General features: G+C 67.9%; 15 protein-coding genes. 11 read left to right on the plus strand and 4 right to left on the minus strand.

Annotation, left to right across the window (positions count from 1 at the left end):
• A partial coding sequence (locus VF106_RS11620; RefSeq protein ID WP_330839651.1) for an HNH endonuclease occupies nt 1-790 on the minus strand: 790 nt, incomplete at its 3' end.
• 380 nt (nt 791-1,170) lie between these two features.
• On the opposite strand from VF106_RS11620, the gene VF106_RS11625 reads away from it, so the two are divergent.
• Nucleotides 1,171-1,920: a TIGR02391 family protein gene (locus VF106_RS11625; RefSeq protein ID WP_330839652.1), complete on the plus strand. Its 750-nt coding sequence runs from the start codon at nt 1,171-1,173 to the stop codon at nt 1,918-1,920.
• Nucleotides 1,921-2,075: 155 nt separating this feature from the next.
• Here the strand turns inward: VF106_RS11625 and sodN are convergent, their stop codons facing one another.
• The gene (gene sodN / locus VF106_RS11630; protein WP_330839653.1) at nt 2,076-2,483 is read right to left on the minus strand and encodes a superoxide dismutase, Ni; all 408 of its coding nucleotides are present in this window, start codon (nt 2,481-2,483) and stop codon (nt 2,076-2,078) included.
• Between the two features lie 83 nt (nt 2,484-2,566).
• Here sodN and VF106_RS11635 point away from each other — a divergent pair, with 83 nt between their 5' ends.
• Nucleotides 2,567-2,887 (plus strand): S26 family signal peptidase, encoded by a 321-nt coding sequence (locus VF106_RS11635; RefSeq protein ID WP_330839654.1) that lies wholly within the window; start codon nt 2,567-2,569, stop codon nt 2,885-2,887.
• On the opposite strand, the gene VF106_RS11640 is transcribed toward VF106_RS11635, so the two are convergent.
• The gene (locus VF106_RS11640) at nt 2,860-3,462 is read right to left on the minus strand and encodes a dTDP-4-dehydrorhamnose 3,5-epimerase family protein (RefSeq protein ID WP_330839655.1); all 603 of its coding nucleotides are present in this window, start codon (nt 3,460-3,462) and stop codon (nt 2,860-2,862) included. The two genes, VF106_RS11635 and VF106_RS11640, sit on opposite strands and share 28 nt — an antisense overlap.
• 220 nt (nt 3,463-3,682) lie before the next feature.
• Here VF106_RS11640 and VF106_RS11645 point away from each other — a divergent pair, with 220 nt between their 5' ends.
• On the plus strand, nt 3,683-4,876 hold the full coding sequence (locus VF106_RS11645) for an NAD(P)-dependent malic enzyme (protein ID WP_330839656.1): 1,194 nt from the start codon (nt 3,683-3,685) through the stop codon (nt 4,874-4,876).
• A gap of 61 nt (nt 4,877-4,937) precedes the next feature.
• Nucleotides 4,938-7,487, plus strand: coding sequence for a putative bifunctional diguanylate cyclase/phosphodiesterase (locus VF106_RS11650; RefSeq protein WP_330839657.1), 2,550 nt, complete (start codon nt 4,938-4,940; stop codon nt 7,485-7,487).
• On the opposite strand, the gene VF106_RS11655 is transcribed toward VF106_RS11650, so the two are convergent.
• The gene (locus tag VF106_RS11655; RefSeq protein ID WP_330839658.1) at nt 7,484-8,407 is read right to left on the minus strand and encodes a zinc-binding dehydrogenase; all 924 of its coding nucleotides are present in this window, start codon (nt 8,405-8,407) and stop codon (nt 7,484-7,486) included. The two genes, VF106_RS11650 and VF106_RS11655, sit on opposite strands and share 4 nt — an antisense overlap.
• Before the next feature lie 62 nt (nt 8,408-8,469).
• Here VF106_RS11655 and VF106_RS11660 point away from each other — a divergent pair, with 62 nt between their 5' ends.
• The 7 genes from VF106_RS11660 (at nt 8,470) to VF106_RS11690 (ending at nt 13,591) form a co-directional block, all read left to right on the plus strand.
• Nucleotides 8,470-9,162: a TetR/AcrR family transcriptional regulator gene (locus VF106_RS11660; RefSeq protein ID WP_330839659.1), complete on the plus strand. Its 693-nt coding sequence runs from the start codon at nt 8,470-8,472 to the stop codon at nt 9,160-9,162.
• A 63-nt stretch (nt 9,163-9,225) separates the two neighbouring features.
• Nucleotides 9,226-9,528 carry an ArsR/SmtB family transcription factor gene (locus tag VF106_RS11665; RefSeq protein ID WP_330839660.1) on the plus strand — a complete coding sequence of 101 codons (303 nt, stop codon included), beginning with the start codon at nt 9,226-9,228 and terminating at the stop codon, nt 9,526-9,528.
• Nucleotides 9,518-10,003, plus strand: coding sequence for a YbaK/EbsC family protein (locus tag VF106_RS11670; RefSeq protein WP_330839661.1), 486 nt, complete (start codon nt 9,518-9,520; stop codon nt 10,001-10,003). Before VF106_RS11665 ends, VF106_RS11670 begins: the two co-directional genes overlap by 11 nt.
• Nucleotides 10,004-10,162: 159 nt before the next feature.
• Nucleotides 10,163-11,272, plus strand: a complete 1,110-nt coding sequence (locus VF106_RS11675; protein ID WP_330839662.1) for an ABC transporter ATP-binding protein — start codon at nt 10,163-10,165, stop codon at nt 11,270-11,272.
• Entirely contained in the window at nt 11,269-11,937 is a 669-nt protein-coding gene (locus VF106_RS11680) for an ABC transporter permease (RefSeq protein ID WP_330839663.1), read from the plus strand. The genes VF106_RS11675 and VF106_RS11680 overlap by 4 nt, the downstream gene beginning before the upstream one ends.
• On the plus strand, nt 11,904-12,671 hold the full coding sequence (locus VF106_RS11685) for an ABC transporter permease (RefSeq protein WP_330839664.1): 768 nt from the start codon (nt 11,904-11,906) through the stop codon (nt 12,669-12,671). The genes VF106_RS11680 and VF106_RS11685 overlap by 34 nt, the downstream gene beginning before the upstream one ends.
• Before the next feature lie 11 nt (nt 12,672-12,682).
• Complete coding sequence (locus tag VF106_RS11690) at nt 12,683-13,591, plus strand: ABC transporter substrate-binding protein (protein ID WP_330839665.1); 909 nt, start codon at nt 12,683-12,685, stop codon at nt 13,589-13,591.
• The last annotated feature ends 39 nt before the right edge of the window (nt 13,592-13,630 follow it).

Below are 13,630 nucleotides of genomic sequence, written 5' to 3' on the forward strand. Positions count from 1 at the left end.
TCGGGGCTGGAAGGAAAACGATCTGCCTGCCCCAGGCGACAAGCAAACTTCGCTGACCCACCGGCTCCTTGACTAGCCAGACTTGCTTCCGATTTGGATCCCCTTTGGGGTCATACATGCTGAGCAATGGAAGTGTTGCAGACGACGGGTCGATAAGGTGCTCACGGATAGGTTGGAGCGTCTCCCGCAGAATATACTTCCAGCCAAAAAGCGAAAACGCCGCGAGGTATGCAGCGCGTATCCATGCAACTCTGGCACGGTCGGGCGAATATTTAAGATGCGGCGTAACAGTCCATTCGATGTTGGCATTCCTGGTTTCACTCAACATCCGCATGTGTTGACTCAAGCGCTCGAAGGTGCCCGGCTCATTTATTTTCGGATCACCTATAAACATCGTGCCCGACTGGCCGGAGACATGCATCTTAACTCTGGCAGTGACATCTCCAAACGACAAGGCGACGGTCTCAGGGCGCTCACTCTGGCCTGAAAATAACATGCGCAGCCGCGTCTCCTTGTGAGCCTCTGCGTCAAATTTAGTTCCGGCGTCGTTGTTGCACTTCCTGCACGTCAGCGTCACTTCGTTGCCGCCGAGAGCCTTGGGAGGCGCGTGCTCGACGCTCAACTCCCCTGTGTCCAACTCGTCAACCGTGAAGATGATATCGAGGCAAAGAGGGCAAAGATACCAATGCTCATCCGATGGGAATGCATGCTCGAATCCCCGTTCTCGCGCAACAGCTCGCAACGTGCGAGCGCCCTGGTAGAACCAGGCACGATGCTTTGCCTTCGCCACAGCTACACCGTACGTTGAGTTGGCATTGCGTGCTGCCGAATTTGGCTCTATGGGATCAAGGGCGACGCTTCGCGCCGCCGGGCCGGTCGGCCTGCCGCTCCGCTCACGGCCGCCGGCCGGCGATCAGTACAGCACCGCACCCATCCACGAGCCAGCCTGGCGCCAGCATCTCACGACAGCCGCTCCCCTCACACGTCCCGGTGATCGTTTAGCGCCGATTCGCCGCTATCAAGGGCGCCTGACGGCGTCGCTGGCGCGATCTCGCTTCGCTCGCCCCTTGACACCGACGAACCGGCGCTAAGGGCGGCCAGGACGAGGGGGACGGTGGCACGTAGGGGCTCCGAACCTCGGGGCACCAGGTCGGGAGCTATCTTCCGGTGGTGAATCGGGAATGGATGCGCGAACAGCTGGTCGAATACCTCGGTATCGTCGAGCGGCTGATCAACTCCGAGGGGCCGCTCATGCCAACGCCTGTCGGGACATACACGCAGCGTGCAGTCGACCGGCAGACCCGGGGTGAGTTGACGGCAGAGCGTCGGCGCCGGGAGCCTGCTGTGAAGGCGATCCTTCGGGTGCAGGATCCAGTACTTGCATCCTTCAACTCGGATCGCCAGCCGGGCGGTCTCACGTCCGCCCGCGCAGCTGTTCAGCGTGGCATTGGCCACCTTGACTATGAGGACGAGCTCAAAGCCCACCTGGCGCCGGACGCGCCGACGCTGCCGGCGGACAAGCTGCACCCATGGGTGTGGGACGCCGCGCGAACCTTTTGGGAGAGCCAACACTTCCGTGCGGCCGTCGCGCAGGCCGCCGCCGCGATCAACGCCCACACACAGCAGAAGGTCGGAATCAGAAAACTCGCGGACAACGACCTGATGAACCAGGTCTTCACCGGCAACACGAAGCCGGGCCAAGTTGTGCTCCGCCTGCCTGGTGACCACACCGACCAGACGATCCAGAGTCAGCAGCGATCGCTCCGGCCCTTCGCTGAAGGCTGTTTCGCCGGCATCCGGAACCCTGCTACGCATGAAACAGGACCTGACTGGTCGGAACAGAAGGCCCTCGAACACCTCGCGGCCCTTAGCATTCTTGCCCGAGCGATCGACGAGTGTGAAGTGATCGTTCAGAGCTGATCGGGTCACAAGCTGACCGAGGCACCGCTACCATGCGGCCGGTGGCGATCAAGATCAGGCCGTCTCCAGGCCGTCAAAGGTCACTCAACAACGAGAAACGACGCTGATCAACGGAACACGTATCCGCTGGTCAGCGCCGTTTTGACGGGTTGACCTCAGCCCTGCTTGGTCTCCCAGAAGATCTTGTCGATCTCGGCGATGTAGTCCAGCAGCTGCTGGCCGGAGGCGGGGTCCATGGAGCCCTTGGTGCCGGAGGCGCCCGCTGCCTTGGTCGCCTTGTTGAACAGCTCGTGGAGCTGCGGGTACTTCTCGAAGTGCGGCGGCTTGAAGTAGTCGGTCCAGAGGACCCACAGGTGGTGCTTCACGAGCTCGCTGCGCTGCTCCGCGATGAGGATCGCGCGCGTGCGGAACTCCGGGTCCTCGTTGTCCTGGTACTTCTGCTGGATGGCCTTGACCGACTCGGCCTCGATGCGGGCCTGCGCCGGGTCGTACACGCCACACGGAAGGTCGCAGTGTGCGGTGGCCTCCAGGCGTGGGCCGAGAATGCGCGACAGGAGTCGCATCTTTCCTCCCTGACAAGGGTTGACGCTCCGACACTTTGGACCCTACTCCCGGCATCCTGGGCGTTCACGGCGGAGGTGATCGAATGAACCCCCTGGGGTGGCTGCCCTACCGGCGCGTCTGGGTGCGTGGGCCCTCGATGGCGCCCACGCTCAAGGACGGCGACGTCGTGTTAGTGCGGAATGGCAGAACGCCACGAGCGGGTGATGTGGTGGTGGTCACGTGGGTGACGCGACCTCACCAGCTGTCGATCAAGCGTGTTACCCGCCGTAACGGGGACGGATGGCACGTCGAGGGGGACAACCCCTACGGCTCGACCGACTCGCGCGGGCTCGGGCCCGCCCAGGTGCACGGGGTCGTCGTGGCCCGCATCTGGCCTCACCCCAGGCGCCTGAGCTCCCGGTAGCGGGCCTGGCAGTCCTCGTACCTCGGCAGCAGTCCGCTGGCCTCCGCCTCCGCCAGCGTCGGGGCCTCCGCGTCCTTCGGGGACAGCAGCAGGTCCAGGTCAGGCCACGACAGGCCCAGCGCCGGGTCCAGCGGCGAGATGCCGTGCTCGGCCGGCGGGTTGTACGGCGTAGAGCAGTGGTATGAGATGACCGTGTCGTCCTCGAGCGCCACGAAGCCGTGTCCGACGCCCTCCGGCACGTACACCGCGCGGAAGTCGACCGGGTCCAGGCGCACCATGTCGAACACGCCGAAGGTGGGAGAGCCGACGCGGATGTCGACGACGACGTCGAGCAGGGCGCCTACCGGGCAGTAGATGTACTTCGCCTGCCCCGGTGGCACGTCCGCGAAGTGCAGGCCGCGCAGGCTGCCCCGCCGTGACCTGCTGTGGTTCGTCTGCGCGAGGCGCAACGGGTGCCCGACCGCCTTGACGAACGCCGCGTCCTGGAACGGGGACACGAACACCCCGCGGTCGTCGGGGAACGACCGGGGACTGAACTCGAAAACACCTGGGACGGCAAGCTCCCGTACTTCCATGTGACGGAGGGTACGCGACGCCCAACTCGCACTTCTGTCTACACTGTGGGATACCGCAGCGTCCGCGGTCGCCCGCCCTACAAAGCGGCGGTGGCGGCTGACGTGCCCGGCCGGTCCCCGCATCGGTGTCAACCGATCGATGCTCGACCATGCCGCGATCGAGCGGAGCCACCTTCTCCCATGCCATGGCTTCCGCATCGACCCCGCAGGAAGGGACGCAATGACGACCGTGAACGACCCGCTAGCCACCGACCTCAACACGCCCGTCACCGACGACGAGATCTTCCGTGCCCATGAGGGCGGCAAGCTGGACGTCTCGGTACCGCGCGCGATCACCGACTCGCGTGCGCTCTCGATCGCCTACACGCCAGGGGTGGCGAAGGTGAGCCGCGCGATCGCCGAGGACGCCTCGCTCGTCGACAAGTACACGTGGACCAGCCGTCTGGTCGCCGTCGTCAGCGACGGCACCGCGGTGCTCGGCCTCGGCGACATCGGACCCCGGGCCGCGCTGCCGGTCATGGAGGGCAAGTCCGCGCTGTTCAAGACGTTCGGCGGTCTCAACTCGATCCCGCTGGTGCTCGACACCACCGACGTGGACGAGATCGTCGAGACCCTGGTGCGCCTTCGCCCGTCGTTCGGCGCGGTGAACCTGGAGGACGTGGCCGCGCCGCGCTGCTTCGAGCTGGAGAAGCGGCTCATCGAGGCGCTGGACTGTCCGGTCATGCACGACGACCAGCACGGCACCGCGATCATCCTGCTCGCGGCGCTGCGTGGGGCGAACGCCGTGCTGGACAAGCCGATCGCGGACCAGCGGATCGTCATCGCCGGCGCGGGCGCGTCCGGCGTGGCGTGCGCGAACATCCTGCTGTCGGCCGGTGCCGGGGACGTCACCGTGGTCGACTCGCGCGGCATCCTCCACGAGGGCCGCGAGGGAATGAACGACGTGAAGGCCGAGCTCGCCACCCGCACCAACAAGACCGGACTGCGGGGCGGTATCGCCGAGGCGTTGACCGGCGCGGACGTGTTCGTCGGTCTTTCCGGCTCAACGGTTCCCGAAGAGCTGATCGCGTCCATGGCGAATGGTTCCGTGGTGTTCGCGTTGTCGAACCCGGATCCCGAAATTCACCCGGACGTGGCGCGCAACCATGCCGCTATCGTGGCAACTGGTCGCAGCGATTTTCCGAACCAGATCAACAACTCGCTGGCGTTCCCCGGAGTATTCCGCGGTGCGCTCGACGCGGGGGCGCGGAAGATCACCGAGCACATGAAGCTCGCCGCGGCCGAAGCCATCTTCGCGGTGGCCGAAGAAGACCTTTCGGCGGACTACATCGTGCCAAGCGCGGTGGATCCGAGGGTCGCGCCGGAAGTTGCCGCGGCTGTGGCTAAGGCGGCGAAAGAAGACGGGGTAGCCTAAGGCACCGGCGGGAAGATCGGCGTAGCGCCAACCCCGTCGGTAACGGCGAGAGGATGGCGTGGTGGCCGAGCATGTGGTGCGTGCCGGCCGGCTCTTGGGTGAGCAGCCGACCGGCGACACTGTGCTGCCTCGTGACGGGGATCCGTTGGTGGAGGACGTCGCGACCTCGCCTGAGCACGCTCTCGAACTGCTCGGCGCGGTCGAGCGGATCGCCGAGCTCGGCGTGTGGAACATCGACCTCGCGGCGGGGACGGCGTACTTCTCCGAAGGCATGCGGAAGATGTGCGCCATCCCGCCGCAATGCACGGTCAGCGAGGCGGTTCGCCTGGTGTTCGCGGACGACCAGACGGTGCTCGGGGTGTTCCGGGCCCGTCTGGTCGGCGGCCAGGATCCGCTGCCGGCCGAGGTCGAGGTGCGAAACGCCGCAGGAGACCGGATCTACCAGATCCGTGCGCGGCCCGAGTTCGACGCGGCCGGCAAACTCGTTGGCGCCAGCGGAACCGTGCAGGACGTCACCCGCTTCCGGGCAGCGGAACAGCGCGCGAGCCAGGACCGGCGCCTGTTCGGCGACGCACAACGTGTCGCACGGATGGGCACCTGGGAGTGGAACACCGAAACGGGTGAATGTATTTGGTCGTCGATGCTCTACGAGCTTTTCGGCGTCGAACCAGGAACCCCTATCACCTATACGGATTACCTCAGTCTGGTGCATCCCGAGGACCGCGGGTGGGTGGACGAGCGCTGGCAGGACCTCGCGCGCAGCGGCCGGCCGGTCGAGTGTGAGCACCGGGCGGTGTTGCCGGACGGCACCAAGAAGGTGTTCCGCTGCCGGGGTGCGGCGCCGGACGCCGACCACGGCCAGCCGATCATGATCGGCACCGCGCAGGACGTCACCGAGCAACGCTCCACCGAGACACGCATGATGCGTTCGTCGCAACGGTTTTCCGACCTGGTGGCGATCGCGCCGGTCGGCATCGGCCTGTTCGACGAGACGGAGCGGCTGGTCGACGCCAACGACGCGTTGTGCAGGCTGCTCCAGATGGATCTCGAGCGGCTGCGGGGGAAGACGGCCGCCGACCTCACCCACTCCAGCGACCGAGGCGAGTCGTTGCTGGCCGGTGCTTCCCGCCGCAGCGGCGACACCCGTGCCGCGCAGCGGGTGCTGGTCACCGCGTCCGACAAGGCCGTCTACTGCGAACTGCACATGACGATGTCCGTCGCCGACGACGGCCAGCGGTTCTGGCTCGTGGTGTTCTCCGACGTCACCGAGCGGCGCAGGGCCGCGGAACGGTTGCGGTACCAGGCAACGCACGACGAGCTGACCGGGCTGCCCGGCCGGGTCGCGGTGAACGACCTGCTGAACCAGCTGCTCGGCGGGGCGGACGCGGACCGCGTGGCGTTGCTCTTCTGCGACGTCGACAACTTCAAACGGGTCAACGACTCCCTTGGCCACGACGTCGGCGACGAGCTGATCGCCGCGCTGGCGCGGCGCCTGGAACGCGGGTTGCCGCCCTCGTGCACGGCGGGCCGGATGTCCGGCGACGAGTACGTCGTGATCTGCTCGGACACCTCGGAGGTCGGCGGCGTCGAGGCGCTGGCCAACCGGGTCGCCAAGCTGCTGCGTGCGGTGGTGCCGGTGCGCAGCCACTTGTTGCGGGTGTCGGCCACGATCGGCGCGGCGACACCGACCGGCCCGGAGACGACGGCCGCCGACCTGCTGCGGTTCGCCGACGCCGCGATGTTCAACGCGAAGCGCCAGGGCACGGGCCGGGTCCAGCTGGCGAGTGAGGCGCTCATCGCGTCGGCGAACAGCCAGATGCTGCTGGAGGGCCAGCTTCGCGAGGCCATCAACAACGACGGGCTCGTGCTGCACTACCAGCCGGTGGTCGGTCCGGACGGCACTGTCCGGTCGGCGGAGGCCCTGGTCAGGTGGCCGCACCCGGAGCGGGGAATGTTGCCGCCGAACGAGTTCCTGCCGGTGGCCGAACAGGGCGACCTGCTGCGGGACCTGGACCGCTGGGTGCTGCGGACCGCGCTGTGCGAGGCCGCTCGCTGGCCGATGATGGCCGGCGGCGTGCTCGGCGGCGGGGTCGGTGTCGCGGTGAACCTGGGCGGCCTGGTACCGGGCGACCCTGAGTTCACCGACATCGTGTCCGCGGCGGTGGCGGAGACGGGCATCGACTGGGACCGCGTCGTGCTTGAGCTCGTGGAGACCAGCTTCATCGACCTGCCGGACAGAAGCCGCAAGGCCATGGACGCACTCGCCGAACGCGGTGTGCGGTTCGCGGTCGACGACTTCGGCCAGGGCTACTCCTCACTCGCCCGCCTGAAGGAGCTGCCGGCCCAGATCATCAAGATCGACCGGGCGTTCGTGTCGGGTGTCGCCACCGAGGCCGCGGACTTCGCGGTGGCGCGTGCACTGGTTGACATGGCCCGGGCGATGGGCCGGTCCTGCGTCGCGGAGGGCGTCGAGACCGAGTCGCAGTTCCACGTCCTCCGCAGCTTCGGCGTCGAGGCCTACCAGGGTTGGCTGCTGTCGAAACCGTTGCCGGCCAAGGAGTTCCGCGAACTGCTCCGACTCGGCCCGGTGCACGTCCCCCGCGGCACCTAGATCTCCAGCACCGCTTTGCCGTGGAGCTGTCGGGACAGCAGGGCCTCGACGGCCTTCGGCGCCAGTGCCCACGTGTCCCGCCAGGCGATCTGCGGGTCGAGTTCACCGGCCGCCACCCGTGCCGCGAGCCACCCGAGGTCCTCGGTGAGGTCGTGGGACGCGAGGAGGCTGAAGGTGACGATCGACCGGCCGTGCTGTCCCATGCCCGCGAAGGTGCCAGGTGGGAACGTCTCGGTCTCGTCGGCTGTGTGCCCGACGGACACGAGCGTGCCGTACTCGGCGAGCCGGTTGTAGGCGTCCACGAGCTGCCGTCCGCCGACCATGTCCACGACACCGTGCACGTCTGCGTCGAGTGCTCGCGGCCCGTCGACCACCTCGTGTGCACCCAGGTGCCGGAGGCTGTCGCCGTGCCGGGCCGGGTCGCCGGTGGACGCGATGACATGCGCGCCGCCAAGCCTGGCCAGTTGGACGGCGTAGCGGCCGACCCCACCGGTGGCACCGGTGACGAGGACCCGCTTGCCGAGGATCGGGCCGAGCCGGTACAGCGCGCGCAGTGCGCTGGCACCCGCGACCGGAACAGTGCTGATCGCACCGAGATCGGCGTGCTCGGGCACGACGCCGAGCGAGGTGGTGTCGACGGCGCGAAGCTCCGCCCACGCACCGTCCGCGCCGATGGTCACCACGGGTGTGCCGGCGGCGGGTCCTTCCCCGTTGGCGGCGGGCCGTTCGACGACCCCGGCGGCGTCCCAGCCGAGCACGGCTCCGTCTGCTGCGTTGGCCAGGCCCCACCTGACCTCGCCGTGGTTGAGAGAGATGGCGGTGACCCGGATCAGGGCCTGGTCGGGGCGGGGGCGTGGGTCCGGCGCCTCGGCCAGCCGCAGTCCGCCGGGTGCCGAGTGGTCGACGACGAGTGCTCGCATGACGACGATAGTGCCACTGAGTGGCATAAGCGTACAAGTGGCCTTCGCGTATAGTTGCCGGCGTGACCACCGCCCGGCCGCCCCTGCGCGAGCGCAAGAAGCGGCGCACCCGCGAGGCGCTGATCGACACCGCCCTGGAGTTGTTCACCAGCAAGGGTTTCGCGCATACGACGCTGGACGAGCTGTGTGACACGGTCGACGTCTCCAAGCGCACGTTCTTCCGCAACTTCGTGAGCAAGGAAGACGTGGCGATGGCCCCGACGCAGGATCTGTGGACCGCGTTCCTGGGTGAGCTGCGGGTCCGGGAACCGACCGGCGAACCTCTGCTGGCGTTGCTGCGCGACATCCTGCTCGCCGCCGTCGACGCGATGCCGGATGGCTGGGCGTCCCGGGTCGTGCTCAGCAGAAAGCTGGCGCAGACGACGCCTTCGATGAACGCGCACGGCCTCGACTTCTGCGACCGCACCACCCGCGCGGCGCTGGAGATCCTGCGCGACCGCGTCGACCTCGCCGACGACCTCCGTCCGCGGCTCGCACTCGACATCGGGGTGGCCGCGTTCCATGTCGCGTTGGAGCGGTGGGTTTCCGGGGCGGGAGAGCCGAGTCACGCAGCCTTGTCCGCCGCGCTGCGGAACGCCTTCGAAGCGGTCCCGACGAGCCTGACGCTGATCGCCACCCCGCGCGTGTCCAACACCCACGACCCGCGTGTCCAACAAAATGGACCGGTGAGTTCGACAAACCCGTCGCGTGGTTGAGCGGACCGGCTGGGTCCGCGCCTGCTGCTGGACAGGCACTTAGCTAATTTGCATAATAGCTCAGTGCTCGAAGCTGAGGTGCTCAAGGCGCTCGCCAACGAGAAGCGGTTGCGGGTGCTGGAGTGGTTGCGCGACCCGGTGGCGCACTTCCCGGCGCAAAAGGACGGTGACCTCGTCGAGGACGGCGTGTGCTCGCTGTTCATCGCGGAGAAGCTCGGAGTGAGCCAGCCGACCTGTGGCGAACATCTGAAGGTGCTCAGCCGGGCCGGGTTGATCCGGGGCAAGAAGATCAAGCAGTGGGTGTTCTACCGGCGGGACGAGGAGCGGATCGCCGCGGTGAAGGAGTTGTTGGGCAGTGATTGGTGAGCTGACCGTCTACGAGCGACTGCTCGCGGACCTCGACGCGGCCGGGGCGCGGTACCGGTTGATCGACCACGCGCCGGAAGGACGCACGGAGCTGGTCAGCGCGATGCGGGGACACGACGCCGCCCATGCCGCGAAGTGTCTCGTCGTGATGGTCAAGGTCGGCAAGAAACAGACGAGGTACGTGCTCGCCGTCGTGCCGGGGGACGCCCGGCTGGACCTCGACGCGGTGCGGGGCCTGATGGGTGGCACCTACGTGGCGTTCGCAGGTACGGAGAAGGCCGAGGAGCTCGCCGGCAGTGTGAGTGGCACGGTGCTGCCGATCAGCTACCACCCGCGCCTGGAACTCGTCGTCGACCCGGCGTTGCTTGACGTGCCCGAGCTGTACTTCAACGCCGCGCGGCTCGACCGCTCGGTCGCGCTGTCGACCGAGGATTACGTCCGTGTTGCACAGCCTCGGGTCGAGCGCATCGTGTAGATGACGATCTGATCACGCTAGGCTGAACGGCCCTGTTCGGCTAGGCCGAACGGCGGCGATCAGATCGTGGGACGTCCTGCCATCGTCGGTGGTTCAGGCTAAGGTCGGGCGACCCAAACGGCCGGCAGGTGGCCGTCTCGATCTGAGGAGTCCCGGGGCATGATCGAGTTCAGGGCCGTGACCAAGCGGTATCCGGACGGCACGGTCGCCGTGGACGGTCTCGACCTCGCCGTCGACGCCGGGCGGATCACGGTCTTCGTCGGGCCCTCAGGGTGTGGCAAGACGACCTCGCTGCGCATGATCAACCGGATGATCGACCCGACCAGCGGCACGATTCTGGTGGACGGGCAGGACATCCGCGAGTCCGATCCGCCGCTTCTGCGTCGTGGCATCGGTTACGTCATCCAGCACGCCGGGCTTTTCCCGCACCGCACGGTCCTCGACAACGTCGCCACCGTGCCCCTGCTCACCGGCACCAGCCGGCGTCAGGCCAGGACCAGGGCGGCGGAGATGCTCGAACTGGTCGGTCTGCCCGCCGAGTACGGCAAGCGTTATCCCGCTCAGCTCTCCGGAGGTCAGCAGCAGCGCGTCGGCGTGGCCCGCGCGCTCGCCGCGGACCCGCCCGTGCTGCTCATGGACGAGCCGTTCAGCGCGGTCGACCCGGTCGTCCGCGACGACCTCCAGCAGCAGCTGCTGCGCCTCCACTCCGAACTGAACAAGACGATTGTCTTTGTGACGCACGACATCGACGAGGCGATCAAGCTCGGCGACAAGGTGGCGGTCATGCGCGTCGGCGGCCGGCTCGCGCAGTACGCCACGCCGTCGGAGCTGCTGGCCAAGCCGGCGGACGACTTCGTCTCCACCTTCGTCGGCAGGGATCGCGGCTACCGTGCGCTCGGTTTTCTCGCCGCGGACGGTGTGCCCGTCGGCCCGGTCGCCACGGCGAAGGTCGGCACGAACGCGGCGGACGCGGCGCCGACCGACGGCTGGGTCGTCGTGGTCGACGACGAGAACCGCCCGCTCGGCTGGCTGCCAGCCGGCCGGTTATCCACATTGGACAAGGTGACCGGTGACGACCTCGTCTCCGGCGGCTCACTGTACAAAGTGGATGACGGGTCCCTGCGGAGCGCGCTCGACTCCGCGCTCAGCTCGCCAGCCGGTCTCGGCATCGCGATCGACGGGAACGGCGCCGTGGTCGGCAGTGTCCAGGCCGGCACCGTGCTCGACGCGCTCGCCGAGGCGCGGCGGACCGGTGAGGTGCCGGCGTGAACGTCGACTGGCCGTGGCCGTGGCTGCCCCGCAACGTCGACAAGATCGCGGCGGCGCTCGGCGAGCACCTCTATCTCGCGCTGCTGCCGGTCCTCGTCGGCCTGATCGTCTCGATCCCGCTCGGCTGGGCCGCCCGCCGCTGGCCGGGGGTGCGACTCGTCCTCGTGCCGCTCGCCGGCGTGCTCTACACGATCCCCTCGCTAGCGCTGATCACGCTGGTACCGCTGCTGATCGGCACGAAGATCATCGACCCGCTCAACGTCCAGGTGCCGCTCGCGATCTACACGATCGCGTTGCTGGTCCGCTCGGTCACCGACGCCCTGCTCGCCGTGCCGGGTGATGTCACCGCGGCGGCCACCGCGGTCGGTTTCCGTGAATCCCGGCTGTTCCTGACCGTGGAGCTGCCGCTCGCCATCCCGGTGATCGTCGCCGGGCTGCGGGTCGCGACGGTGTCCGCGATGAGCCTGACCTCCGTCGGCGCGCTGATCGGCATCGGCGGGCTCGGTGAGCTGATCACGGAGGGCTTCAAGCGCAACAACGCCGTCGAGATGGTCGTCGCGATCGCGTTGATCGTCGTCCTCGCGCTGGTCATCGACGCGTTGCTGCTGCTGGTGGGGCGCCTGATCACACCATGGACCCGCGTGAGGCAGGGGGCGAGCCGGTGAACTCGACGCTGACCTGGCTGTTCGACCCGGACCACTGGAGCGGTCCGACCGGCATCCCCGCGCGGATCCTCGAGCACCTCGGCTACACGGCGCTGACCGTGCTGGTCGCGGCCGCGATCGCGATCCCGCTCGGCGCGGTCATCGGGCACACCGGCCGAGGCACGTTCCTGATCGCCGGCCTGTCCAACGGCCTGCGTGCGCTGCCCGAGCTCGGCCTGCTGACGCTGCTCGTGCTGCTCACGTACGTCGGCCTGCTGCCGGTGGTGATCTCGCTGGTCGTCCTGGCGCTGCCGCCGATCCTGGCGGGCACGTACGCGGGCATCCGCAACGTCGACCGCGCCGTGGTGGACGCCGCCCGCGGCATGGGCATGCGCGGCGGGGCCGTCCTGTGGCGGGTCGAGCTGCCGAACGCGCTGCCGCTGATCCTCGGCGGCCTCCGCTCGGCAACCCTGCAGGTGATCGCGACCGCGACGATCGCGGCCTACGTCGCGCTCGGCGGCCTCGGCCGGTTCGTCATCGACGGCAACAACGCCGGCGCCGGCTCGCCGGACGGCTACCCGCAGATGGCGGCGGGCGCCATCGTGATCGCCGTGCTGGCACTGGTCGTCGAGGGCGTGCTGGAGCTCGTGCAGCGGCTCGTCGTGTCACCCGGCCTGCGTGACACGGCCACCCGCAGGCGGGTCGCCCGCATCTGGCGCAGGCCAACCCCCGATTTGGTTAGCAAGTCCACGTGAGGAGACAGACGATGAAACGCGTTATCGCCGGAGTGGCGACGGCCCTGGCGGCGACGCTGGCCGTTTCCGCGTGCGGCAACTCCGACCCACTCGCCGAGGACACCCCTACCAACTCCTCCGGCGAGTCGATCACCATCGGCTCGGCGAACTTCCCGGAGAGTCAGCTGCTCGCCGAGATCTACGCGCAGGCGTTGGAGGCCAAGGGAGTCTCGGTCACGCGGAAGCCGGACCTCGGCAGCCGCGAGAAGTACATGGACGGCCTGAAGGACGGCTCGATCGACCTCATCCCCGAGTACACGGGCTCGCTGCTGGTGTTCCTCGACGAGAAGGCCGAGGCGACCTCGTCCGAGGACGTGTACGCGGCGGTGCAGGAAGCGTTGCCGGACAACCTGATCGTGCTGGAGAAGTCCGAGGCACAGGACAAGGACGCGGTCGTCGTCACCGAGGAGACGGCGGAGAGGTGGAACCTGAAGTCCATTGAGGACCTCGTGCCGCACTGCGGCGAGGCGGTCTTCGGTGGGGCGCCGGAGTTCCAGACCCGGCCGAACGGCATCCCGGGCCTCGCATCGCGGTACGGCTGCAACTTCAAGAGCTTCAGTGCGCTGGAGCCGGGCGCGATCACGACGAAGGCCTTGCTGGAAGGCACGGTCCAGGCGGCGGACATCTTCACCACCGACGCGTCGATCGCGGCCAACAACCTGGTCGTGCTGGAGGACCCGAAGAACAACTTCGCGGCGGAGAACGTGGTGCCGTTGATCAACAAGGACAAGGCCAGCGACACCGTGAAGGAGACGCTGAACGCGGTCTCGGCCAAGCTCGACACTGAGCAGCTGCTGGAGCTGAACGCGGCCTTGAACGCGCCGGACAAGCCGGAGTACTCGGACGTGGCGAAGGACTGGCTGTCGAAGGCCGGCGTCTGACCCACGCACGAACGACGGTGGCCGTGCCCGGTAGGGGCA

The sequence above is a fragment of the Actinophytocola sp. genome, from assembly GCF_036378875.1.
Taxonomy (GTDB): domain Bacteria; phylum Actinomycetota; class Actinomycetes; order Mycobacteriales; family Pseudonocardiaceae; genus Actinophytocola.

What these genes read in the sequence shown, in the direction of transcription:
- sodN (WP_330839653.1), bottom strand. Translation starts at nt 2,483, where the DNA reads ATGCGACTCCTGTCGCGCATTCTCGGCCCACGCCTGGAGGCCACCGCA.
- VF106_RS11635 (WP_330839654.1), top strand. Translation starts at nt 2,567, where the DNA reads ATGAACCCCCTGGGGTGGCTGCCCTACCGGCGCGTCTGGGTGCGTGGG.
- VF106_RS11640 (WP_330839655.1), bottom strand. Translation starts at nt 3,462, where the DNA reads ATGGAAGTACGGGAGCTTGCCGTCCCAGGTGTTTTCGAGTTCAGTCCC.
- VF106_RS11645 (WP_330839656.1), top strand. Translation starts at nt 3,683, where the DNA reads ATGACGACCGTGAACGACCCGCTAGCCACCGACCTCAACACGCCCGTC.
- VF106_RS11655 (WP_330839658.1), bottom strand. Translation starts at nt 8,407, where the DNA reads ATGCGAGCACTCGTCGTCGACCACTCGGCACCCGGCGGACTGCGGCTG.
- VF106_RS11675 (WP_330839662.1), top strand. Translation starts at nt 10,163, where the DNA reads ATGATCGAGTTCAGGGCCGTGACCAAGCGGTATCCGGACGGCACGGTC.
- VF106_RS11685 (WP_330839664.1), top strand. Translation starts at nt 11,904, where the DNA reads ATGGACCCGCGTGAGGCAGGGGGCGAGCCGGTGAACTCGACGCTGACC.
- VF106_RS11690 (WP_330839665.1), top strand. Translation starts at nt 12,683, where the DNA reads ATGAAACGCGTTATCGCCGGAGTGGCGACGGCCCTGGCGGCGACGCTG.